Origin of the sequence: Mycobacterium sp. (assembly GCF_035570115.1) — a bacterium.
GTDB lineage: Bacteria > Actinomycetota > Actinomycetes > Mycobacteriales > Mycobacteriaceae > Mycobacterium.
In genome coordinates this window covers 86,789-109,658 of record NZ_DATMLH010000116.1, presented here as the reverse complement: position 1 = coordinate 109,658, position 22,870 = coordinate 86,789, and the positions used below count along the sequence as shown (strand labels likewise).

Annotated in this window: 22 protein-coding genes; 11 read left to right on the top strand and 11 right to left on the bottom strand. The window is 65.1% G+C overall.

Annotation, left to right across the window (positions count from 1 at the left end; genetic code table 11):
• A partial coding sequence (locus tag VNW74_RS10815; RefSeq protein WP_325676592.1) for a DUF1254 domain-containing protein occupies positions 1–1,283 on the top strand: 1,283 nt, incomplete at its 5' end.
• 122 nt (positions 1,284–1,405) lie between these two features.
• Here the strand turns inward: VNW74_RS10815 and VNW74_RS10810 are convergent.
• Positions 1,406–2,596, bottom strand: a complete 1,191-nt coding sequence (locus tag VNW74_RS10810; protein ID WP_325676591.1) for a class I SAM-dependent methyltransferase — start codon at positions 2,594–2,596, stop codon at positions 1,406–1,408.
• 330 nt (positions 2,597–2,926) lie between these two features.
• Between VNW74_RS10810 and VNW74_RS10805 the strand changes: the two genes are divergently transcribed.
• Entirely contained in the window at positions 2,927–3,748 is an 822-nt protein-coding gene (locus VNW74_RS10805; protein WP_325676590.1) for an SDR family NAD(P)-dependent oxidoreductase, read from the top strand.
• 108 nt (positions 3,749–3,856) lie between these two features.
• Positions 3,857–4,816 (top strand): iron-containing redox enzyme family protein, encoded by a 960-nt coding sequence (locus VNW74_RS10800; protein ID WP_414686653.1) that lies wholly within the window; start codon positions 3,857–3,859, stop codon positions 4,814–4,816.
• On the opposite strand, the gene VNW74_RS10795 is transcribed toward VNW74_RS10800, so the two are convergent.
• The 5 genes from VNW74_RS10795 to VNW74_RS10775 all read right to left on the bottom strand — a co-directional run bounded on the left by VNW74_RS10795 (position 4,796) and on the right by VNW74_RS10775 (position 7,901).
• Entirely contained in the window at positions 4,796–5,008 is a 213-nt protein-coding gene (locus tag VNW74_RS10795) for a CDGSH iron-sulfur domain-containing protein (protein WP_325676588.1), read from the bottom strand. The two genes, VNW74_RS10800 and VNW74_RS10795, sit on opposite strands and share 21 nt — an antisense overlap.
• Positions 5,005–5,697, bottom strand: a complete 693-nt coding sequence (locus VNW74_RS10790) for a HemK2/MTQ2 family protein methyltransferase (protein WP_325676587.1) — start codon at positions 5,695–5,697, stop codon at positions 5,005–5,007. The genes VNW74_RS10795 and VNW74_RS10790 overlap by 4 nt, the downstream gene beginning before the upstream one ends.
• 98 nt (positions 5,698–5,795) lie before the next feature.
• Positions 5,796–6,353 carry a type 1 glutamine amidotransferase domain-containing protein gene (locus VNW74_RS10785; RefSeq protein WP_325676586.1) on the bottom strand — a complete coding sequence of 186 codons (558 nt, stop codon included), beginning with the start codon at positions 6,351–6,353 and terminating at the stop codon, positions 5,796–5,798.
• Between the two features lie 12 nt (positions 6,354–6,365).
• Positions 6,366–7,364 (bottom strand): LLM class F420-dependent oxidoreductase, encoded by a 999-nt coding sequence (locus VNW74_RS10780; RefSeq protein ID WP_325676585.1) that lies wholly within the window; start codon positions 7,362–7,364, stop codon positions 6,366–6,368.
• A 72-nt stretch (positions 7,365–7,436) separates the two neighbouring features.
• Complete coding sequence (locus VNW74_RS10775) at positions 7,437–7,901, bottom strand: GatB/YqeY domain-containing protein (protein ID WP_325676584.1); 465 nt, start codon at positions 7,899–7,901, stop codon at positions 7,437–7,439.
• Positions 7,902–8,031: 130 nt separating this feature from the next.
• Between VNW74_RS10775 and VNW74_RS10770 the strand changes: the two genes are divergently transcribed.
• From VNW74_RS10770 to VNW74_RS10750, 5 genes are read left to right on the top strand one after another with little or no spacing between them, the layout of a single operon-like run.
• Complete coding sequence (locus VNW74_RS10770) at positions 8,032–9,345, top strand: hypothetical protein (protein ID WP_325676583.1); 1,314 nt, start codon at positions 8,032–8,034, stop codon at positions 9,343–9,345.
• Between the two features lie 13 nt (positions 9,346–9,358).
• Positions 9,359–10,012, top strand: coding sequence for a DUF4129 domain-containing protein (locus VNW74_RS10765; protein ID WP_325676582.1), 654 nt, complete (start codon positions 9,359–9,361; stop codon positions 10,010–10,012).
• The gene (locus VNW74_RS10760) at positions 10,009–11,142 is read left to right on the top strand and encodes a DUF4350 domain-containing protein (protein ID WP_325676602.1); all 1,134 of its coding nucleotides are present in this window, start codon (positions 10,009–10,011) and stop codon (positions 11,140–11,142) included. Before VNW74_RS10765 ends, VNW74_RS10760 begins: the two co-directional genes overlap by 4 nt.
• Positions 11,139–12,122, top strand: coding sequence for a MoxR family ATPase (locus VNW74_RS10755; protein WP_325676581.1), 984 nt, complete (start codon positions 11,139–11,141; stop codon positions 12,120–12,122). The genes VNW74_RS10760 and VNW74_RS10755 overlap by 4 nt, the downstream gene beginning before the upstream one ends.
• Complete coding sequence (locus tag VNW74_RS10750; RefSeq protein ID WP_325676580.1) at positions 12,122–13,444, top strand: DUF58 domain-containing protein; 1,323 nt, start codon at positions 12,122–12,124, stop codon at positions 13,442–13,444. The genes VNW74_RS10755 and VNW74_RS10750 overlap by 1 nt, the downstream gene beginning before the upstream one ends.
• Before the next feature lies 1 nt (position 13,445).
• Here VNW74_RS10750 and VNW74_RS10745 read toward each other — a convergent pair whose 3' ends face one another.
• Positions 13,446–14,438 (bottom strand): stage II sporulation protein M, encoded by a 993-nt coding sequence (locus VNW74_RS10745; protein WP_325676579.1) that lies wholly within the window; start codon positions 14,436–14,438, stop codon positions 13,446–13,448.
• Between the two features lie 81 nt (positions 14,439–14,519).
• Here VNW74_RS10745 and VNW74_RS10740 point away from each other — a divergent pair, with 81 nt between their 5' ends.
• The gene (locus tag VNW74_RS10740) at positions 14,520–15,338 is read left to right on the top strand and encodes an RDD family protein (RefSeq protein ID WP_325676578.1); all 819 of its coding nucleotides are present in this window, start codon (positions 14,520–14,522) and stop codon (positions 15,336–15,338) included.
• On the opposite strand, the gene VNW74_RS10735 is transcribed toward VNW74_RS10740, so the two are convergent.
• Positions 15,339–15,734: a hypothetical protein gene (locus VNW74_RS10735; protein WP_325676577.1), complete on the bottom strand. Its 396-nt coding sequence runs from the start codon at positions 15,732–15,734 to the stop codon at positions 15,339–15,341.
• A 147-nt stretch (positions 15,735–15,881) separates the two neighbouring features.
• On the opposite strand from VNW74_RS10735, the gene VNW74_RS10730 reads away from it, so the two are divergent.
• Entirely contained in the window at positions 15,882–16,610 is a 729-nt protein-coding gene (locus VNW74_RS10730) for a PadR family transcriptional regulator (RefSeq protein WP_325676576.1), read from the top strand.
• A gap of 74 nt (positions 16,611–16,684) precedes the next feature.
• On the opposite strand, the gene glpK is transcribed toward VNW74_RS10730, so the two are convergent.
• Positions 16,685–18,229: a glycerol kinase GlpK gene (gene glpK / locus VNW74_RS10725; protein WP_414686652.1), complete on the bottom strand. Its 1,545-nt coding sequence runs from the start codon at positions 18,227–18,229 to the stop codon at positions 16,685–16,687.
• 281 nt (positions 18,230–18,510) lie between these two features.
• Between glpK and VNW74_RS10720 the strand changes: the two genes are divergently transcribed.
• Positions 18,511–19,992, top strand: coding sequence for a glutamate--cysteine ligase (locus VNW74_RS10720; protein WP_325676574.1), 1,482 nt, complete (start codon positions 18,511–18,513; stop codon positions 19,990–19,992).
• On the opposite strand, the gene VNW74_RS10715 is transcribed toward VNW74_RS10720, so the two are convergent.
• Together VNW74_RS10715 and VNW74_RS10710 are read right to left on the bottom strand one after the other, a co-directional pair.
• Positions 19,989–21,260: a serine/threonine protein kinase gene (locus VNW74_RS10715; protein ID WP_325676573.1), complete on the bottom strand. Its 1,272-nt coding sequence runs from the start codon at positions 21,258–21,260 to the stop codon at positions 19,989–19,991. The two genes, VNW74_RS10720 and VNW74_RS10715, sit on opposite strands and share 4 nt — an antisense overlap.
• Before the next feature lie 19 nt (positions 21,261–21,279).
• Positions 21,280–22,788, bottom strand: a complete 1,509-nt coding sequence (locus VNW74_RS10710) for a S8 family peptidase (RefSeq protein WP_414686651.1) — start codon at positions 22,786–22,788, stop codon at positions 21,280–21,282.
• Positions 22,789–22,870 lie beyond the last annotated feature (82 nt).

The window sequence follows — 22,870 nt, the reverse complement described above, 5'->3', positions numbered from 1 at the left end:
GCACGCTCAGTTACGAAGCAGCCCTGTACTTTTACCCGCTGGTGACGATGGACATCACCCGGCTGCAGGCAATCAACGCCCCGGCGGGTACCAAGCCGGGATTCGGGCCGCCCAACGAGTTTCATCACTTCAGGGCGTTTCCGACCGCTGACTTCCGCAATGTGGTCCGGCCGAACTTCGACACCCTCTACTCCTCGGCGTTCCTCGATCTCACCGCCGGCCCGGTGATCCTGCACGCACCCGACACCGACGACCGCTACTACATGCTGCCGCTAATCGACATGTGGACCGACGTCTTCGCCAATCCAGGCAAGCGCACCACCGGAACCGACGCCAAGGACTTCGTCGTGACCGGCCCCGGGTACACCGGCGAACTGCCCGACGGCTTGCCGGTGATCGCGGCGCCCACACCGTACGTCTGGATCATCGGTCGTACCCAGACCAACGGTCCGGCGGACTATGACGCGGTCCACAAGGTCCAGGACGGTTACAGCATCACCCCGGTAGGAGAGGCGCCAGACCACATCGTCGACCCGGAATACGACACCACCACCGAACCGCTGAAGCTGGTCAACAACATGAGCGCGGCGGATTTCTTCACCTATGCTGCCGACCTGCTGGCGGTCAACCCACCACACCCGACGGACTTCTCGCAGCTGGCCCGCATCGCCAACCTTGGCATCGTGGCCGGTGAACCGTTCGACGCCAGCCGCTTCAGCGCCGAGGAACTCGCCGAGATCGACACTGGGCGCGCGGCCGCGCTGCAGGACATGCTGGCGGCGCTGAATACGCTGGGCACCAACATCGACGGCTGGACCACGTTCACCGAGACCATGGGCGTGTACGGCAACTACTACTTCAAGCGTGCGGTGGTGACATTGGTCGGCTTGGGTGCCAACCCGGCCGAAGACGCCGTCTACCCGCTGCTGACCGCCGACGCCGACGGGAATCCGGTCGCCGGTGAGAACGATTACGTCATCCATTTCGACGCCGACAAGCTGCCGCCGGCCTACGCGTTCTGGTCGGTCACGATGTATGACGCCGAAGGCTTCCAGGTCGCCAACGAACTCGACCGCTTCGCTATCGGTGACCGCGATCCGTTGACCTACAACGCCGACGGCTCGCTGGACCTTTACCTACAGCACACCAACCCCGGCCCAGTGCGCGAGTCGAATTGGCTGCCCGCACCGCTGGGACCCCTCGGGATAACGATGCGGCTCTACGCGCCGAAACGTGAAGTCCTCGACGGCCGGTGGCATCCCCCGGCCGTCCACAAGGCGTAGCCGACCGGCGGCGTCTCTCCGTCCGGTATCAGCGTGGACATCGTTCCGGTGGTCGGACCCCGACCATGAAGATTGCTGGTCTGACAGCTATCCGAGTTGACGGCGAAGATCGCGGCCTTAGCTCACTTGTGGAGTCTCGGCGGGGTTCGGGCCATCGCGAGTAGATCGAGCTGCCAGAAATTCTGAAAAACCTTGCGCGCGAGATTCTCAAGGTCAGCCACGGCGGCGCGCGGCGCGCCATCCCCGGCCACCTGCGCGGCAATTTCTCGAATCGTGCGTTGCCCGTCAACAAGCTGAGCGAATGGCAACTGGGCTGCGCTTAGTGGCATCCTCCCGTGCGGCATGACGACGTCATTGCCGGACATCCCGCTGAATGCACGCATCATCGGGACATAGTCCAGAGCTTCCGCGGAGGAGAAATCGACGGCGTAACTAGCGGTGGGCCTGTCCGGGCGGCAAGCCACAAAGTAGTGGCATTTGATGACGGCCTGCAGGCGTTCCATCAACGACCAGACCTCGATGTCTGGCAACGTGTTCAAAGCCGACAACAGCCGGTCAGGCAGCGCATAACCCTGGTGTGGGTGGTAGCCAGACTTGAAGAGCCATTCCTGAAAAACGAGCCCCGCCGACGTGACCAAATCGGTGCACTCCCCGACCGTGTAACTACGCTGCCGCCCATGCAGAAACGTGTCCACCACACCGGCGTCCGTCTTCAAATCCGACGCATATTTCAGATAGCTCCGCACGGGGTGATCGGCCGGCAGCACCGCGAGCGTTTCCTGAAGCACTTGCAGCGAGGAGTCGTCTTGGCTCAACCCCAGTTCGCCGAACACCGACGCCAACAAATCGACGCCGATGCGGCCGTATTTTCCATAAACCATCACGCTGGCGACGCCATCCCCCCGCAGGCATCCGGCAATGGCTTGCATCCCCTGCTGTGGGTCAGCCAGGTGATGCAGAACGCCGCTCGCCACAACCAAATCGAAGTCGCGGCCCAGTGCTGACAGCTCCTCGACGGGGAGCAGATGCAGTTCCAGGTTCTTCAGCCCGTGTTTGTCTTTCAGATATCGCTGGTGATCCAGTGACGGCTGGCTGACGTCGATGGCCACGACTTTCGCCGAAGGGTTGGTGAAGGCAATGCACGCGGCCTGGTTGGCCCCGCAACCGGCGATCAGGATGTCCAGCTCGGGGGTGTATCCGCGGTCGGGCCAGTAGATCCGATGAGCGTGGACTGGGTCCATCCAGTCAAAGTTCCCGGCGCTCCACTCCTCGAGGTCGAGTACTGGCGCGGGGTATGCCCATCGCTGGTACATCGTCGCGCGGATCGGGTCCCAGCTCCACCACCCCTTTGAACGCTTTCAGTAGGAGTTATACGGTCGCGCCGGCGCAAATCGCAAGAGCCCCTGCTGCTGACGAGAATCGTCAGTGGCCGTGATGGGTGATGATCCGGTTAACGGGTCCGCGGCGGGCCGGCTACGTCAAGCCGGAAGGGAGCATGTCGTCGATGGCCGGGAACCACGCGTCAGGGGGCAAATAGTTGGCGATGTTGAAGACCTCGGAGGGAAACTGCGAAGTGGTCAATGGATCCCACCAACTCCTTCAGATCCGGTGCGTAACTGTTGAAAACGCTGGATGATCGCCGGGTGAGGGCCATCATCACGGGCGGCAACAGCGGCGTCGGCAAGGCGACAGCTGCCGCACTCGCAGCCAACGGTCACAGTGTCGTCATCGCTTGCCGCACGATCCCGAAAGGTGAGCAAGCCGCAGCCACGATGGCCGGCGACGTTGAGATAGCCCACCTCGATCTCGCCGATCTGTCCAGCGTGCGAAAGTTCGCTGACTCGGTGGACGGCGTTGACGTGCTGATCAACAACGCCGGCGTGCTGGGCCTGCCGCTGACGCGCACGGCCGACGGATTCGAAGCGCACATGGGCACCAACTACCTCGGCCATTTCGCTTTGACGTGCCTGCTCGGCCACAAAATCAAGGATCGAGTGATCTCGGTGGTCAGCTCGGCCTACGCCCTTAGCCGCCTGCACATCGACGACCTCAATTGGCACAACCGCAAGTACTCGAAGTGGGCGGCCTACGGGGAGTCCAAGCTGGCCATCATGCTGTTCAGCCGCGAGCTGGCTCGTCGCGGCGTCCTGACATACATGACCGATCCGGGTGCGACGGATACCGATATCACCAGGGACACCAGCGGTTTGCTGCCCTGGGTGCGGGAACACACCTTCCGCCGGTTTCCTGCGCACAGCGCGGCCACCGGCGCGCGGTCCAGCATTCAGGCGGTTACCACCGACCTGCCCAACGGCAGCTATCTCGCGCCGCGCTTCAGCCAGTGGGGCAAGCCACGGGTGACCAGGCCGCGCAAGAAGGCGCGCGACCCGGCGATGGCAAGCCGTTTGTGGGAGTTGTCGGTCGAGCTGACCGGCTGCGACTGGCAGAACAGCGACGAGGGGTAGGTTTCCGGCAGGCGTTTGAGAGGTGCGGCTTCGCGGGTAAACCGCTGCGTGACCCACGCACCGACGACGATCGAACCTCAGCTGCCCGCTGCATACGGGCCGCTGTCGATGGCCGTTCGGTGCAGTCTCACCGAACTGGCACCCCGCCAGCAATTGACACGCATCGGCGCCTCGGTGCGCGACTCGGATCCCTACGGGCTTGATCTGCAGCTGGCGCTCTACATGTGCTACGAGCTGCACTACCGGGGTTTCGCCGGCGTCGACCCCACCTGGGAATGGAATCCCGGTTTGCTGCATCTGCGTGCGCAATTAGAGCGGGCCTTTCTCACCGGAGTGCGTCGCGACGTTGTCGGCATCGAACCCGGCCATACCGCCGAAGCTGAAATGGACGCCCTCTCAGTGGAATCCGTCGATGGGACGGGCCCGTCGTACTGGCTGCGTGACGGCGGAACATGGGAACAGATGCGCGAGTATTTCGTGCACCGATCGCTCTACCACCTCAAGGAGGGTGATCCACACGCCTGGGCTATTCCACGTCTAACCGGCCAGGCCAAAGCGTCGTTCGTCGCTGTTGAATTCGACGAATACGGAGCCGGCCGCGGCCCCCACCTCCACCAGCAGTTGTTCGCCGACTTGCTGACCGCCGCGGGCCTGGATCCGACCTATCTCGGTTACCTTGACGGGGTCCCCGCCGAGTCGTTGGCGGTGGTGAACCTGATGTCGTTATTCGGCTTGCACCGCCAGTTACGCGGCGCGGCCATAGGGCATTTCGCAGCTACCGAAATCACCTCTCCGCCAGGCTCGCGCCGGTTGGTCGAGGCACTGCAGCGGCTCGCCGCGCCACCGGAATGTGTTGCGTTCTACCGCGAGCATGTCGAGGCCGACGCGGTACACGAGCAGGTGGTACGCGTCGACGTGGTGGGCGATCTCGTCGCCCGTGAACCGCAGCTGGAACACGATGTCGTGTTTGGTATCCGTGCTCACGCTGTGGTCGAGGATCGACTTGCCGATGTCATCATGACGGCATGGAAGGCCGGAGCGACGTCGTTACGACGACCGCTGGGCTGAGCGCCGGGAAGGTCGGCAACGCCGGTGACTGGTGTCGCACAACGGATAGTTCTTACTGCGCCGACACGTGCAGATAGCCACCATGAACCGGTCCGACTCCACGACGTTGCCATCGGGCGTCTCGATGCGCACCGGCCCGGAAACCAACACCGGGCCGTTGGGTATCACTTGCACCCGCGTGCGATCGGTCATGGCTTGTCCGCCCGGATTACCACCAGTTCTTCAGTCCGGCTGCCCTTTCGAATCCTGCCGGTAGCTTCCAGCCACCCGGCCCGTGCCGACAACACCGGCCCGAACGGAACTCGTTGCGAAGCAACGACTCCGGCATCCAGGCCGGTTAATCGCAAATAATCCAGCGACTTCTCAACGCCAGAGATGGCTGACTGCACCAGCAGCATGGAACCGCCAGCGGCCAGCAAACCGGACGCCGATCTGCACAACGGGTCCAGGACCATCCGCCCGTCGATTCCCGCGTTCCAGGCCCACGCCGGGCCGGCCGTCAGCGGGATAACCCTGGGGTCGGGGACCGGCGGGGTGGGCACGTAGGGCGGATTCGACACGATGACTTCGAATGGCGGGAGATCCAGTGCGCCGATCCACGATCCCTCGCGAACATCGACATCGACACCGGCATGGACGGCATTACCACGCGAACACCGCACAGCCCGCGGGCAAACGTCGAATGCAGTCACGCTGGCCGCTCCCAGCGCGGCCGCGGCGATCGCTACGACGCCGCTGCCGGTACACAGATCCAACACCCGTCGCCCCCGGGCCAGCGCGGCCCGCTCCAATGTGTCAATGAGCAACAGAGAGTCGTGTTGCGGCGGGTAGACACCGTCGACATCCAGCGAATCGCGCTGTGCAGTGTAGGCGATGGTCACTTCGGCCTTCCGAGGTCGTGATCACCGCGGCGGTCACGGCTCGAGCTAGTTCATGCCCACAATCCACGGCCCCGAAACCGGATTCGGCAGCGAAGTAGTTACGTGCCCGCCGCCGCATGGTCGAAGTGCTCGACAATAGTTGAGCAGAACGCCGGAAGGTCCGACGGTGATCGGCTGGTCACCAGATTTCGATCGACGACGACTTCCTCGTCGACGACTTTGGCGCCTGCATTGCGTAGATCGGTGCGAATGCTCGGATACGAGGTCAGCGTTCTTCCCGCAACCACGCCGGCCTCCACCAGCGTCCAGGGCCCGTGGCAGATGGCGGCGACCAACTTTCCGGAATTGACGAAGTCACGCACGAATCCCACGGCCGAATCATCGAGGCGTAGTTTGTCCGGGTTCACCGTGCCACCGGGCAGGACCAACGCGTCGAACTCGTCGACCGATGCGTCTGAGACCGCCCGATCGACGCTGAATGTGCCAGCCGGCTCCAAATCGTGGTTGCGAGCTTGGATTTCACCAGTTTTCAGCGAGAGCAGCTGAACCTGTGCACCTTCCTGAGTCAGCGCCGCACGCGGCTGCTCAAGTTCCACCTTCTCCACGCCATCAGCAGCCAAGATAGCTACTATCTTGCCTTGCAATGAGTTTGGCATCTGGAATCTCCTTTACTTGTCGCTGTCGGTGACTGCCGCCCGCAGCGCAGTCAGCAGTGGCTCGGCGGCCTCTTTCAAGAAGAGGTCTTGGCTCTGACCGCCGATTTGCAACAGCGCGATATCGGTGAAGCCTGCTTCCCAATATGGGCGCACGGCGTCGACGATCGCGTCCAGATCCGGTCCGCACGGAATGCTGTCCGCGACATCGTCGAGGCGGACGAACTGCGTCGCGCCGGCAAAACCAGCCGGCGTCGGTAACTCGGCGTTCACTTTCCACCCACCGCCGAACCAACGGAACTGGTCGTGGGCGCGCTCAATGGCGGCGTCGCGGTCCGGGTCCCAAGCGATTGGGATCTGCCCGACTACCCGGCCCCCTCGGGCCATGCCGTTGGCCTGCAGCGTCGAGTGCCACTCGTGCACGAGATCTCCGCTAGGTTCCACCGCGATCAGGTGATCGGCGAGGGTGGCGAATTTCTCAATGGCCTTCTTCCCGCCCACCGCCACGCCTATCCCGACGGGAACATCGGGCAGGTCCCACAACCGTGCAGAATCCACCTGGTAGTAGTCGCCGCGCCAGTCGACCAGGTGACCGCCGAACAGCGCGCGGATGATCTCGATAGCCTCCCGAAGCATGTCTTGCCGTTGCGTGATGGCCGGCCAACCGTTGCCGACCACATGTTCGTTGAGGTTTTCGCCGCTGCCCAGTCCCAGGGTGAACCGGCCATCCGCCAGGATCTGCAGGGTCGCCGCCTGCTGCGCCACGATCACTGGGTGATAGCGCATGGTCGGGCATGTCACATACGTGTAGAGATCGACCCGTTCGGTGGCTTGTGCGACCGCTCCCAGCATCACCCACGCGTTAGGTGCATGACCTTGTGATGCCAGCCAGGGCGAAACGTGGTCACTGCTGACTTCGAAGTCAAAACCTCGATGCTCAGCCGAAACAGCGTAGCGGACAAGGTCTTTCGGGCCATTCTGCTCTGTCATCAGAGTGTAGCCAAAGCGTGTCATACCACATTGGGTACCCCTGCATGGCCGGAGCAAACGACCCGTCGCCGTGGAGCACCTCCCGCTTGCGGGGGACTAGAGGCGGCCCTTCACTGCCGCGGACAGCCGGGCCCCGTCGGCCTTGCCGGCCGCCAGCGCGTTGGCGGCCTTCATCACCAAGCCCATCTGCTTCATGCCCGGCCGCTCGCCCAACTGCTCGGCCACCTGCGCCATGGCGGTGTCGACGACCTCAGCCAACTCGGCTTCACTGAGCGGGGCCGGCAGATACTCGTCAATGACCCGTGCTTCGGCGTGCTCGTTGGCCGCCAGCTCGCCGCGACCGTTCTGGGTGTAGATCTCCGCTGCCTCGTTGCGCTTCCTGGACTCCCGGGCCAGCACCTTGAGGACCTCGTCGTCGGAGAGTTCCCGCGCCTCCTTGCCGGAGACTTCCTCGGTCTGAATCGCCGCGAGCAGCATGCGCAACGTCGCGGTACGCAACTTGTCCTGCGTCTTCATCGCATCAGTCAGATCTGCCCGCAGTTGGGACTTGAGTTCCGCCATAGCGGAGACGCTACGCGCCGCACCAGCAGCAGAGCGCGCCACGGCACGCATCGCAATACGTTGAGAAATGATCCGGTGGTCGACAGTATGGGAGTCATGGTCCGCGCCGCAGAAAATCCAGCGAGCAGCGATGGGGTGGGGACACCACCCGCTCGCGGGGGCAAGCGGCGCTCATGATCGACGACGACAGCTCCACCTGGTGAGCGCGCCGCCGCCCGATTACCCGGATTACCCAGATCAGGATTATCCGCCGCTCGGTTACCGTCCTCCCGCGTACCCAGCGCCTGGGTATCCGTCGTGGGGTTATTCGCCGGCGCCGGGTTACGGTCCCTATCCGCCGCCGGGTTACGGTCCCTATCCGCCGCCGAGTTACGGTCCCTATCCGCCGCCGAGTTACGGTCCCTACCCGCCGCCGGGTTACCCGCCTGCCCCCGGTTATGCCTTCCCGTCCGGCTATGGCAGGCCGCCACAGCACGCCTTTGGGACACGCAAGCCCGGGATAATCCCGTTGCGACCGTTGAGCCTCAGCGACATCTTCAATGGCGCGGCCGCCTACATTCGGACCAACATCAGGGCCACCTTGGGGCTGACCGCGATCGTCGTGGTGAGTACCGAGATCGTCTCGCTGATCGCCGCCGTCGGACCCTTGGCCGCTGCCGGCCGGCTACGGACGGCCCCGCCCGAGGAACTCACCGGCGGTGACGTGGTCGCCTGGCTGCTGTCGGCGGGGCTTACCGGCATGGTCGGCTGGCTGGCCGGCGTCCTGCTCAGCGGCATGCTCACGGTCGTTGTCGGCCGGGCGGTGTTCGGTTCGACAATCGGACCCGGCGAGACATGGGCTAAGGTTCGTGGTCGGCTGCCCGCATTGATCGGGCTGGTGGCGTTGGAGTCCGTTGGGCTGATATTGCTGAGCGGACTGGTGGGGTTGATCATCGCGGCGATCGGCGCCGCCGGCAGCGCGGCGGCGGCCCTACTCATCGGTGTGCCGTTGGTGCTGGTGTCGGTAGCGACGGTGGTCTACTTCTACACAATGCTGTCGTTCGCGCCGGTGCTGATCGTGCTGGAGCGGCTGCCGGTGATAGACGCGATCACGCGGTCATTTGCGTTGGTTCGCAACAGTTTTTGGCGAGTGCTCGGCATCCGGGTGCTGACTTGGGTGGTGGTGGTTTTGGTCGCCGGTGCGGTGGCGGCGCCGTTCAACTTCATCGGTCACCTGTTGATCGGACCCAGCGGCGCATCGCTGATCGGCGCGATAGTGGGGGCAGTCGGATCGGCGATCGGCCGAATCATCACCGATCCATTCAGCGCCGGCGTCGTGGTCTTGCTGTACACGGACCGCCGGATCCGGGCCGAGGCATTCGATCTGGTCTTGCAGACGGGCGCCACCGGCGGAACCGCGGCGACTGCTTCCACCGACTACCTCTGGCTAACGCGGCCGGTGTAAGGACCAGCTGAGGATGCCCGCTATCGATATCGACCACGATGCCGCACACCAGGCCGCCCAACGCGAACTCGACAAACCGATCTATCCCAAAGCGTCGCTGAGCCAGCGGGTGCATGAATGGATCCACGACTTGCTGTTTCGCCTTCTTGAAAAGGGCTCTTCCGTGCCGGGCGGATGGTTGACCCTCTGCGTGCTGTTCACCGTGCTGATTGTCGCGATCGTGATCGGCATCCGCGTCGCCCGGCGCACCATCCGCACTCATCAGGGTGGCGACTATCAACTATTCGATACCACGCAGCTGAGCGCTGACCAGCATCGCGCCATCGCGGAGCGCTTTGCCGCCGAGGGTAATTGGACTGCGGCAATTCGACATCGGCTGCGTGCAGTGGCCCGCGGTCTCGAGGAGACCCGGATCCTCGACCCGGCGCCCGGTCGCACTGCGAACGAGCTAGCCCGCGATGCCGGCGCCCGCGTACCTCACTTGGAGTCCGAATTATTGCAAGCCGCAATGGCATTCAACGACGTCACCTACGGCGAAAGACCGGGAACACCGGCTGCCTACCAGACGATTGTCGACCTCGATGACGACCTGCGGTTCCGGTCCGCCACCGGCCGTCCCGGGCTGGATCAGCCCGCCACAGTCGACTCGTGGGCACCGGTTCGATGACCGTCGCCGACAGGGTCATCCCGGTGCGCCAACGGAGATCATGGCGTTGGGTGCTACTCGTGCTGGCCGCCGTCTGCGCCGTCGCCACGATCGGCACGTACCTGACCGCACCACGTCCGGGCGGGAGGATGGACCCGGCATCGACTGGACCTGACGGCGCGCACGCGCTGGTCACCCTGCTGCGAGACCGTGGGGTCACCGTTGTGGTTGCTACCAGCGTCGCCGAAGCGGAAAGCGCAGCCGGCTCAGGAACACTGCTGCTGTTCGCCCAGACCCAGCGCGTCACCAACGATTCCCTGCTTCAACGGCTGGCCGCCACGTCAGGCGATCTGCTGCTGGTCGAGCCGACCTCGCGCGCCCGCGCCGCCCTTGCCCCGGGTATCCGCAGCAGCGGCGCCAGCGCCCGCGATAACACTCCGAATTGTGCTCTGCGCGAAGCGGACCGGGCTGGATCGGTGGATTTCGGGCCATCCAACACCTACAGCGCTGTCGGTGACCACGCGGTCACCAGCTGCTACGGCGGAGCGCTGGTGCGCTACCGCGACGGCGAACGCATCGTGACAGTCGTCGGCAGTACCGACTTCATGAGCAACGGAGGCCTGTTGCAGGCCGGCAACGCCGCGCTGGCAATGAACCTTGCCGGCCAGGACTACCGCCTGGTGTGGTACGCGCCGCAGCGGGTCGAGGGCGAATCATCCAGTTCGGCAACAATCTTCGGCCTGATCCCGGACAACGTCGTCTGGATGGTTCTGCAGCTGTGGGTGGCAGTGTTACTGGCCGCTTTGTGGAAGGGTCGTCGACTCGGCCCGCTGGTCGCCGAGGAACTGCCCGTGGTAGTGCGCGCGTCGGAGACGGTCGAGGGCCGCGGCCGGTTGTACCGGTCGCGGCGAGCCCGCGACCGCGCGGCGAAAGCACTGCGCGCTGCGACACTGCAGCGGCTGCTGCCCCGGCTCGGCCTAGGCATCGACACATCGTCGCCTGGGGTGGTGACCGCCGTTGCGCAGCGTAGCGGTTCGAACCCAGAGTACTTGTGGCATATGTTATTTGGTCCACCACCGGCTACCGATGCCGACTTAGTACAGCTTGCCCGTGCACTCGACGACATCGAAAGGCAGGTCGCACAATCATGACTGACTCGCGCCCCACGTCCGCTCAGCTGCCGGTCGCGGAGTCAGCGCGGCATGCGTTGTTGGCGCTGCGCGGCGAGATCGGCAAGGCCGTCGTCGGCCAGGACGCGGTGATCACCGGGCTGGTGATCGCGTTGCTATGCCGCGGCCACGTGTTACTCGAAGGTGTTCCCGGCGTCGCGAAGACGCTGCTGGTTCGTTCCCTGGCCGCGGCACTGCAACTGGAGTTCAAGCGCGTCCAGTTCACGCCGGACCTGATGCCCGGCGATGTCACCGGATCACTGGTCTACGACACTCGCACCGCCGCGTTCGTCTTCCGCAGCGGCCCGGTTTTCACCAATCTCATGCTGGCCGACGAGATCAACCGCACGCCACCCAAGACTCAGGCGGCCCTGCTGGAGGCGATGGAAGAGCGTCAGGTCAGCGTCGACGGCGAACCGAGGGCGCTGCCTGACCCGTTTATCGTCGCGGCGACGCAGAACCCGATCGAATACGAGGGCACCTATCAGTTGCCAGAGGCCCAGCTGGACCGGTTCCTGCTGAAACTGACTGTGCCGCTGCCGCCACGCGATGCCGAAATCGCCATCCTCAGCCGCCACGCGCACGGCTTCGATCCACGCGACCTGTCCGCGATCCGTCCCGTGGCCGGGCCGACCGAGCTGGCAGCGGGCCGTGACGCGGTGCGTCGGGTACTTGTCGCCGATGAGGTGCTGGGTTACATCGTCGACATCGTCAGTGCCACCCGCCACTCGCCGGCGCTGCAACTCGGTGTCTCACCGCGCGGCGCAACGGCATTGCTGGCCACCGCGCGGTCGTGGTCGTGGCTCTCCGGACGCCATTACGTGACGCCCGACGATGTGAAGGCGATGGCCCGGCCGACGCTACGCCACCGGGTGATGCTTCGGCCGGAGGCGGAGTTGGAGGGCGCCACACCCGATGGCATACTCGACGGAATTTTGGCGTCGGTCCCGGTGCCACGCTAGTGATCCTGACCGGGCGCACCGGGCTGATTGCACTCATGTGCGCTCTGCCAATCGCGCTATCACCCTGGCCGGCACCCTGTTTTCTGGTGCTGCTGACTCTGCTGGCCGTCGGGGTGATCGCCGACATCGGTTGGGCCGCGAGCCCATCCCAATTGCAGTACACCCGCACCCACAACGGCTCGGTGCGGCTGGGCGAAGCGGTGAATACCGGTCTGCTGATTCACAATGCCGGCCGACGGCGGTTCCGCGGACAGGTTCGCGACGCCTGGGCTCCCAGTGCAGGCGCCGAACCGGCCAGCCACGCCGTCGACATCGCCGCCGGGCAGGTGCAGCGCGTGGGCACCTGCCTGCGGCCGGTCCGCCGCGGTGATCAGCGCTCGGCGGCGGTCACTGCGCGGTCCATCGGCCCCCTGGGGTTGGCGGGGCGGCAGCGATCGCGTCCGGTACCCGCCCAGGTCCGGGTGCTGCCGCCGTTCTTGTCACGAAAGCATTTGCCGTCGCGTCTGGCCAGACTCCGGGAGATCGATGGCCTGCTGCCGACCTTGACCCGCGGGCAGGGCACCGAATTCGACTCGCTGCGAGAGTATGTCGTCGGCGACGATGTCCGCTCAATCGACTGGCGGGCAACCGCCCGTCGGGCCGACGTCGTGGTGCGGACGTGGCGGCCCGAACGTGACCGGCGCGTCGTCATCGTGCTCGACACCGGACGCACGGCCGCCGGCCGTGTCGGTGTCGATCCGACGGCCAGCGATCCAAGCGGTTGGCCACGGCTTGATTGGTCGATGGACGCCGCCCTGTTGCTGGCGGCGCTCGCCTCGCGGGCCGGTGACCATGTCGACTTCATGGCGCACGACCGGACGACCCGGGCTGGCGTGTTCGGCGCCGCACGGACTGACCTGCTGGCCCGCCTGGTCGACGCAATGGCTCCGCTGCAACCGACGCTGATCGAATCTGATGCCGCTGCAATGGTTTCCGCTATCATCCGCCGGACACGGCGGCGGGCGCTGGTGGTGCTGCTGACCGATCTCAACGCGAGCGCTCTCGACGAGGGGCTGCTGCCGGTATTGCCCCAGCTGTCGGCCAAGCACCGAGTGCTCATCGCCGCGGTCGCCGACCCGCGCGTCGACCAGCTGGCCGCCGGGCGCGCCGATGCGGCCGCGGTGTACGACGCCGCGGCCGCCGAACACTCGCGCAACGACCGGCAGGTAATCGCTACGCGGCTTCGGCACGGCGGAGTGGAGGTGATCGACGCACCCCCCACCGAACTCGCGCCGGCACTGGCCGACCGTTACCTGGCGATGAAGGCAACCGGCCGGCTCTAAGTCAACGAGTTGGCACCACGTCCGGCGCATCGGCGATGTCGCCGGTGTCGCCGGCGCGAACCGCGCGCCGACCGAAATACACGATGTACGTCAAAAAGCCGGCCTCGGCCAGGATTCCGACGCCGATCCGCAGGAATGTCGGCAACGGCGACGGGGTGACTAGCGCCTCGATGGCACCCGAGACGAGCAGCACGACAACCAACCCGACGGCGACCGCAACGACAGCACGGCCCTGTTCGGCAAGCACCTGTCCCCGCGGGCGATCACCCGGCGAGATCACCGACCACCCCAGTCGCATGCCCGCGGCAGCCGCCAGAAACACCGCCGTGAGCTCCAAAAGACCATGCGGGATAAGCAACCCCAGCATGACGTCACCCTTACCGGCCTGCAGCATCAGCCCGGCCACGACTCCGAGGTTGGCGGCGTTGGCGAACAGAACAAAGGGGATCGGCACACCCAGCACGACCGAGAACGCAATGCACTTGGCGGCCACCCAGGAATTGTTGACCCAGACGTGCAGCCCGAACGCGGCAGCGGAGTGCTCGCTGTAATACGAGGCGAACTCATGGTTGACCAATTCATCGATCTCGCTTGGTGTTCCGATGGTGGACTGCACCTCCGGGCTGCCGATTACCCATACCGCGATAACCGTCGCCACAGCGAAGAACACCACCGCCGTCGCCAGCCACCACCGCCAGGCACGGTAGGCGACCACCGGAAATGACACCGTCCAGAACCGGACCAATTCGCGAGACAGCGGGGCGTGCGCACCGGTGACCGCGGCCCGGGCGCGGGCCACCAGACTCGAAAGGCTGCCGACCAGGGCTGAATCTGACGACGCCGAGCGCAGCATCGACAAGTGCGTCGACACCCGCTGGTAAAGCTCGACGAGTTCGTCGATCTCAGCGCCCGTCAACTGCCGGCGATGTTTCACCAATCGTTCGAGGCGATCCCAGGTGTCGCGATGAGCGAGCACGAACGCGTCGACATCCATTATTCGGAGCCTAGCGTTACGGGCAAACTCGGGGCATGCCGACGCAGGCCGGCGTCTGACAAGCCGGGTAGCGTTCGCAGTATGCCGGAAGTGGTGACCGGGGACGCGGTGGTGCTCGACGTGCCGATCGCTCAACTGCCGGTGCGCGCAGTCGGCGCCCTGATCGACATCGCGGTCATCGCCATCGGCTATCTGGTGGCGCTGATGTTGTCGGCGGCCACGCTGACCCAATTCGACGAGGCCGTGACCGCGGCGATCATGGTCATCTTCACCGTGCTGGTGTTCGTCGGATATCCCGTCGTCTTCGAAACCGCAACGCGTGGTCGCTCGGTCGGCAAGATGGTGATGGGACTGCGGGTGGTGTCGGACGACGGCGGCCCGGAGCGCTTCCGCCAGGCGCTGTTTCGCGCACTGGCGTCCGTCGTCGAGATCTGGATGTTGTTGGGCAGCCCCGCGGTGATCTGCAGCATGCTCTCGCCGAAAGCCAAACGGATCGGCGATATCTTCGCGGGCACGATGGTGATCAGCGAACGCGGGCCCAAGTTAAGTCCACCGCCGGTGATGCCACCGCCGTTGGCTTGGTGGGCTGCGTCGCTGCAGCTGTCCGGGCTGGGCGCCGAGCAAGCCGAAGTTGCGCGCCAATTCGTCTCCCGTGCATCGCAACTCGATCCGCAGCTACGCGAGCAGATGGCCTACCGGATCGCCGGTGACGTGCTGAGTCGAGTCGCCCCGCCGCCGCCGCCCGGCACCCCGCCGCAGCTGGTCCTTGCCGCGGTGTTGGCCGAACGACACCGCCGGGAACTCGCGCGATTACGGCCCTCCCCGAACGGGCAGGCACCATGGCCGCCCGCCGGGCCTACGGGACCACCATCGACTGGCGGCTTTTCGCCGCCCCGCTAGCTACTGTGCGACCGTGGCGGCGAGGATCCCGATGTCGGCGCCGAGCAGTGCCAGGGCCGCCACCGGGACGACCACGCCCCATCGGCGTTGCGCGGTGAAAAACGAAGCGACCAACGTCAGTGCCGCCACCACGGGGGGTCCGTAGAGCAGCACGTCAGGGCTGATCCCGTCCGGCCCGAGATGAGGGCATTGCTTTTGGCCGCAAGCGGCAGTGCTCATCACGGCACCGAAGAAATAGGCCATGACAACGACGGCGCCCACCACCGTCAAGGCCGCCAGCGCCCAGTTCACCCACAACCGCAGCGACCTGCTGCGATGCGGCCCGCCGGTCGAGGCGGGCGGCTCGTCGGGGTCAACACCTGCGCCGATCGTCGGATCGCGGTTCTCCTGATTCATTACTGGTGTGCTACCCGGATGGTTCGAGCCACAAACCCCTGGTAAAGCGGCCACCGTAAACTCAACGTTGCATCACGATAGTTTTCGATATATCGTTACTGCATCGGTGGCGCATCCGGTGCCACCTTTCCAGAAACGAGAAGACATATGAACAACCCATTCCCCGATCAAGATGGGCCGTTCCCCGGGGGCCTCGGCGCCCAGGGCTTCGGCTTCCACCCGCATGCACGGCGTGCCCTGCACGAGCAGCGTAGGCAGGCCCGTCGCGATTTCCGCGACCACGTCCGCGGTCACGACGCCGGCCACGACGGGCCCTTCGGCCCGGGCTTCGGGCCCGGCTTCGGGCCCGGTTTCGGCCGGGGTTTCGGTCCCGGCGGATTCGGCTTGGGCTTCGGCCCCGGCCCACGCGGTAGACGGCGTGGCGGACCTGGCCGGCGTGGCAAGCGTGGCGACGTCCGCGCCGCCATTCTGGTGCTGCTGGCCGAGCGGCCGATGCACGGCTACGAGATGATCCAGGAGATCGCCGAGCGCAGCCAGGACCTGTGGCGACCCAGCCCCGGCTCGGTCTACCCGACCCTGCAACTGCTGGTCGACGAGGGACTGATCATCGGCACGGAAACAGAAGGCAGCAAAAAGCTCTTCGAGCTGACCGATACCGGCAAGGCTGCCGCGGAGAAGGTCGAGACGCCGCCATGGGACGAGATCGCCGAAGGTGTCGATCCCTCTCACCTGAACCTGCGGGCTGCAGTCGGGCAACTGTTCGGCGCCGTGGCGCAATCCGCCCACGCCGCCAGTACTGAGCAACAGCAACGCATCGTCGAGATCGTCAACAACGCTCGCCGCGAGATCTACACGATCCTCGGCGAAGACAACTGACGGTCGACCCGCGACCAGTCGCGAACGCCCCCGCACGCCCCGGCGTGTCGGGGGCTTTTGCGACTGCTCGTCAGTTAAACGTCGACCCAATCCAGGGTGCGCTGAACGGCTTTGCGCCAGCCCGCATATCCCGCGGAGCGCTCGTCATCGCTCCACCGCGGCGTCCACCGCTTACCCTCCTGCCAATTGGTCCGCAGTTCGTTCGGGTCGGCCCAGAAGCCGACCGCCAGACCCGCCGCGTACGCCGCGCCCAACGCAGTGGTCTCCGCGACCACTGGGCGCACCACGTCGACACCCAGGACGTCGGCCTGGATCTGCATGCACAACTCGTTGTCGGTGATCCCGCCGTCGACCTTCAGCACCTCAAGGCGCACACCCGAATCGGCTTGCATCGCGTCGACCACGTCGCGGCTCTGGTAACAGATGGACTCCAACGTCGCGCGGGCCAAATGCGCGTTGGTGTTGTAACGCGACAGCCCCACGATCGCGCCGCGGGCGTCAGAGCGCCAATACGGTGCGAACAACCCGGAAAACGCCGGAACGAAGTACACCCCACCGTTGTCATCGACCTGACGGGCCAGCGCTTCGCTTTGCGCAGCGCCGCTGATGATGCCCAACTGGTCACGCAGCCATTGCACCGCCGAGCCGGTCACAGCGATCGAACCCTCAAGCGCGTAAACAGGTTTGGCGTCGCCGAATTGGTAGCAGACCGTCGTCAACAGACCGTTGCCGGACCGAACGATCTGCTCGCCGGTGTTGAGCAGCAGAAAATTTCCGGTGCCGTAGGTGTTCTTGGCCTCGCCGGGGTCCAGGCACACCTGGCCAACCATCGCCGCATGCTGGTCACCGAGAATCCCGGTGATCGGCACCTCACCGCCGAGCGGTCCCGCCTCCACCGTGACGCCGAACGGCCGGCTCGGCGACGACGCCACAATCGACGGCAGCATCGCGCGCGGGATGCCGAAGAAGGACAGCAACTCATCGTCCCAGTCCAGCGTCTCCAAATCCATCAGCATGGTCCTGCTGGCGTTGGTGACATCGGTGAGATGCACCCCGCCGCGAGGACCGCCGGTCAGATTCCACAACAGCCAGGTGTCCGCGGTGCCGAACACCGCGTCACCGTCCTCGGCTGCTGCCCGCACCCCCTCGACGTTCTCCAGAATCCATTGCAACTTGCCACCGGAGAAGTACGTTGCCGGCGGCAGACCGGCTTTACGCCGGATCACGTCGCCACGGCCGTCACGGTCCAATGCCGACGCGATGCGGTCGGTGCGGGTGTCCTGCCAGACGATCGCGTTGCAGTACGGTCGGCCGGTACGCCGGTTCCACACCAACGTCGTCTCCCGTTGATTTGTGATCCCCAGCGCGACAATGTCTTTGGCTGACAGGTTCGTCGCATTGAGCGCCGACATCAAGACCGAGGTGGTGCGCTCCCAGATCTCGATCGGGTTGTGCTCGACCCAGCCTGCACGCGGCAGCATCTGCTCATGCTCGAGCTGATGGCGGCCCGCCTCGTTGCCGTCGTGGTCGAAAATGATGCAGCGGGTGCTGGTGGTGCCCTGGTCGATCGAAGCGACGAATTCGGCCACGTGCTGTCCTCCCGCGATCTCGTCCATCATGGACTACGCCGGCAGCCAAATCCTCCACATCGACCGAAGCGCAGCCGGTCGGCACGCTAATCGAGGAGTGCCAGGCCCGCATCGCTGGGGATGAAGTCGATGCCTAAGAGGTTGTCGCCACCTAGCCTGTGAATAAGCTGAGATTGTCACGGACGTCAATATCACACTCCGCTCACGTTCAACAGGCGACGCCGCGGTGTTTGGGCCGACGATGTGCTGCCGGATTGGTTCATTGTGTAGATCTGTTGCGCACCGGTGAGCAAACCGGTTGCATCGGCAGTGTGGGCGAAGAAGTCAAGCGGACGGCCTACCAGCGCGTACACCGGCAGGAGTACCGGCGCAAGGTGCAGTTGTGCCTCGACGTCTTCGAAACGATGCTGTCGCAGGCCAGCTTCGAATTCGATCGGCCCCTGACCGGGATGGAAATCGAGTGCAACCTGGTCGACGACAACTATCAGCCGGCAATGTCGAATCAGGACGTGCTGGCCGCCATCGCCGACCCTGCCTATCAGACCGAATTAGGCGCCTACAACATCGAATTCAACGTGCCGCCGCGAGAACTGGGAGGGCACACCGCGGTCGACTTGGAAGCCGAGGTGCGGGCTAGTTTGAATGCCGCGGAGGCCAAGGCCGATGCCGGCGGCGCCCACATCGTCATGATCGGGATTCTGCCGACGCTGATGCCCGAGCACCTCACCGGCGAATGGATGAGTCAGTCGAGGCGCTACGCGGCCCTCAACGAATCCATCTTCAACGCGCGCGGCGAGGACATCCAGATCGACATCAGCGGACCGGAGCCACTCAGTGTGAACTCGGCGTCGATCGCTCCCGAATCGGCCTGCACCAGCACGCAATTGCATCTGCAAGTGTCGCCCGACGATTTCGCCGCGAACTGGAACGCCGCGCAGGTGCTGGCCGGGCCGCAGTTGGCGCTCGGGGCGAACTCGCCGTACTTCTTCGGTCATCAGCTATGGTCCGAAACCCGGATCGAACTGTTCGCGCAGTCCACCGATACCCGGCCCGATGAGCTCAAAACCCAGGGCGTTCGGCCGCGGGTGTGGTTCGGTGAACGCTGGATCACGTCGATCTTCGACCTGTTCGAAGAGAACGTTCGCTACTTTCCGTCCTTGCTGCCGGAGGTCTCCGACGAGGATCCGGTCGCCGAACTCGCCGCCGGGCGCACCCCTCACCTGTCGGAGTTACGCCTGCACAACGGCACCGTGTACCGGTGGAACCGGCCAGTGTACGACGTCGTGGGAGGCCGCCCGCATCTGCGGGTAGAGAATCGCGTGCTGCCGGCCGGTCCGACCGTCATCGATATGCTGGCCAACTCCGCCTTCTACTACGGCATGTTGCGCACGCTGTCCGAAGAAGATCGTCCGCTGTGGACCAAGATGAGCTTCGTTGCGGCGCAACAGAATTTCGTCGACGCCGCCCGCCACGGCATGCAGGCAAGCCTGTACTGGCCGGGATTGGGTGCGGTAGGCACCAAGGAACTTGTGCTCACCAAACTGCTGCCGATGGCGCACGACGGACTGCAGCGGTGGGGCGTCGCGAGCGAGGTGCGGGACCGGTTTCTCGGCGTCATCGAGGGCCGTGCCCGCACCGGACGAAACGGCGCGGTGTGGCAGGTGTCTACCGTGCGCGCGCTACAACAACGCGGATTGTCTCGTGCCGCAGCGCTTGCGGAGATGCTGCGGCGTTACTGCGAGCACATGCACACCAACGAGCCGGTGCACACCTGGGACACGGCAACCGGTTAGGCGCCGAGACCCGCCGCGTCGACCACCGCCCAGAGCACTTCAGGGTGCTGGATATCACTGTGCGCTCCGCTGAACGGCGACTGAATTGCGCGGATGACGCTGTTGGCGTCCAGGCTGTAGAAACAGCCGGGCTTGAAACCGTAGGGCGTTCCCTGCGGCGCCAGCACCGCGGTGGTGGGAGTTGGGGTCTGCTGGTATCCGTCATGGCCCATTCCACCCCACCGGAAAACCAAGTCGGCGGCTGATTCGCTGTCTTGGCCGGCCAGCATGCTGGCCGCCGGGTACCACCACCCGACCGCTCGGTCGGCGGCGCTGAACGTGGCCAGCAGCGGACCGTCGACGCGGCTGCCGTCGCCCGCCAGGCCGCCCGCGCGCGACGGGTCGAACATCAGCGACGACGCGAACGTGAAGTGGGAGAACGCGCCCTGGATCAACGTGAGCGACTTGACCGGGCTGGCCGAACCGGTTTGGTTAGCAGGCAAACCCGCTAATGCGTATGCGACAAGCCGGGCGCCAAAACTGTGCCCCATCAGATGGATTCGCGGCGGACCGTCGGGTCCGCGCAGGTTCGCCAGCAGCGGGCCAAGCCCGTTCTGGCCGATCACGCCCGCACGGTTCTTCATCTCGTAGTAGCTCAGCGTGCGCAACACCTCGCGCGCCCCGCTCCACAGCCCGGCGAATGGATTGGGGATTGCCTGCGCAGAGGTGCTCACGTGCGGTGCCATCGCTGCCGCGTGGCCGAATGCGGTCGCGGTGTCGGCGGTGAGCAGCGCGGCTTCCCCGGTGTCTTCGACGCCCTGCGGTTTGGTGGTCACCAAACCGTTTACCAGTTGATGGAATTCGGTGAGCTTGGCGGGGTCTTGTGGCTGCTGATCGAGCAGTTGACCCATGGTGCCCAGCTGCTGTTGCTGGCCCGGGAATGCGGGGGTCAGGGCCTGGGCCAGCTGGGCGCCGGTCGACGGCACCGCAGTGGCCGTCGCCGGGTCATCGTCGGGAAACAACAATGACGGCCAGATGACCCCGACGGCAGCACTGCTGGACAGGTGCGTGCCGAGCTGGTCGGCGAGCAGCCCGAACATCGCCTGATAAAGCTGGCGGGCCGAGACGACGCCGTCGTTCCAGCCGTGCGAGAGCACGAAAAGATCGGTGATCCCGCCGGCGGCCACCGCGGCCGGCAGTCCGCCGTCGCCGTCGCCGTTCGCTGTGTTGAGTGAGCCGTCGGCATTGAAATCGACTTCGTAATAAGCCAATCCGTTGATGTCGCCCACGAGACTTTTCCCTTCGGTTTCAGGTGTTGGAGAGAGCCCGCATCAGATCAATCAGACCGGTGCCCTGGTAGAACTCATGGCGTCCCAAATCTGTTGCCGTATCGGAGAACAGCTTTTTGAGCAGATCCGGCTGGCCGATGTATTCGTCGCGAGCCGACAGGAAGGCGGCCATTGCCCCGGATACGTGCGCGGCCGACATCGAGGTTCCGCTGTCCTCGCGGTAGCGCGCCAGATGCGGCGGGTCGCCTGCGGTCGGCGCCAGCGGCGGAACGCCGGCGACCAGATCCCCGGTGGCGGCCGAGGTGATGCGTTCACCCGGTGCCACCACGTCCGGCTTCGAGCGGCCGTCGAGGGTGGGCCCCTTCGACGAGTTGAAGGTGACGCCGTAGGTGTGTGGCCGATAGCGATGCACGGAACCGACGGTGATGGCACTGGCTGCGTTTCCGGGATCGGTGATCGTGGACAGCTGCCCGTAGACGTCAGTAGACGGACCCTCGGTGGTTCCGCCGGCGCCCGCATTGCCGGCGCTGACGACGGCTACCACGCCGGTGCCGACCAGCAGGTCCAACTCGCGGCACAACGGACTTTGCCCCGCGGCGTACTCGGTGGGAGGCCAGGGGCAGCCGAAAGACAGATTCACCCCGTGGATCTGCAGGTTTCGACCGCCACTGTTCACGGTGCGGATGTAGTCGATCGCTTGGATGACGGCACTGGACAGGGTGTTGCCGTTGTCATCCAAGACTTTGATGCTGACCAGGTTGGCTTTCGGCGCAACCCCGGACAGGGTGGCTCCCTCGGGCAGCGTACGCAGCGCCCATTGCGGCAGGTCTTGAGCGGTCGGTTCGTTGTAGGCGATCCGTAGAGTCGCCGTGTCCGTCGGAGCTTGGCCCGCGATGATTCCGGCCACATGGGTGCCGTGCCCGTAGGCGTCGGCCAACGGAGACGGCTTGGTGGCCGGAGACGAGGGAATAGTGAAGTCGCGGTGCAATTTAGCGACTGCGTCGGCCGTCAGGGTGTCGTGAGTGGCGAAATGCGGGTGTGTTGCGTCGATGCCGGAATCGAGTACCGCCCATACGATTCCCGCGCCGGCGGAGCCGAAAGTGCGGATAGCTGCGTCGCCTTTGATGGTGCTCACCGAGCGGTCCAGATGCGCACTCAACACCAGATCCGGCCAAACTCGGTAGATGAGCCCGAGGCCGCGCTGCCCGTCGGCGTCTCCCCCGCGCACCAACTCGGTGATCTCGTCTGGTGTGAGCACGCACCGCACGTAATGGCGAGCCACCGGCACCGGCGGCGGTGGTCCTGTGCTGCCGAAAACATCTTTGAACAATCTGTTGAAGCGCCGGCGGACGGTTGGCGGACTCGCGCCGCGGTCTAAGCGCAGCTCGATCAGCACCACGCGCCGGTCTTGGGCGTCGACGAGGACCATCCGCTCCGCGCCGCGTGGAGCAGTTTGGGTGTCGCCCATGACAAGTGGGCTGACGACTGACGTACGCCGAGGACCGTGTGGCGGTGGGACGGTGGTCATGCTGACCAGCCTTGCCGTCGGAGATGTGCAGGCACCAACCAAGTCTGCCCGCGATTAGCGACTTCACGCATGAGATACGACG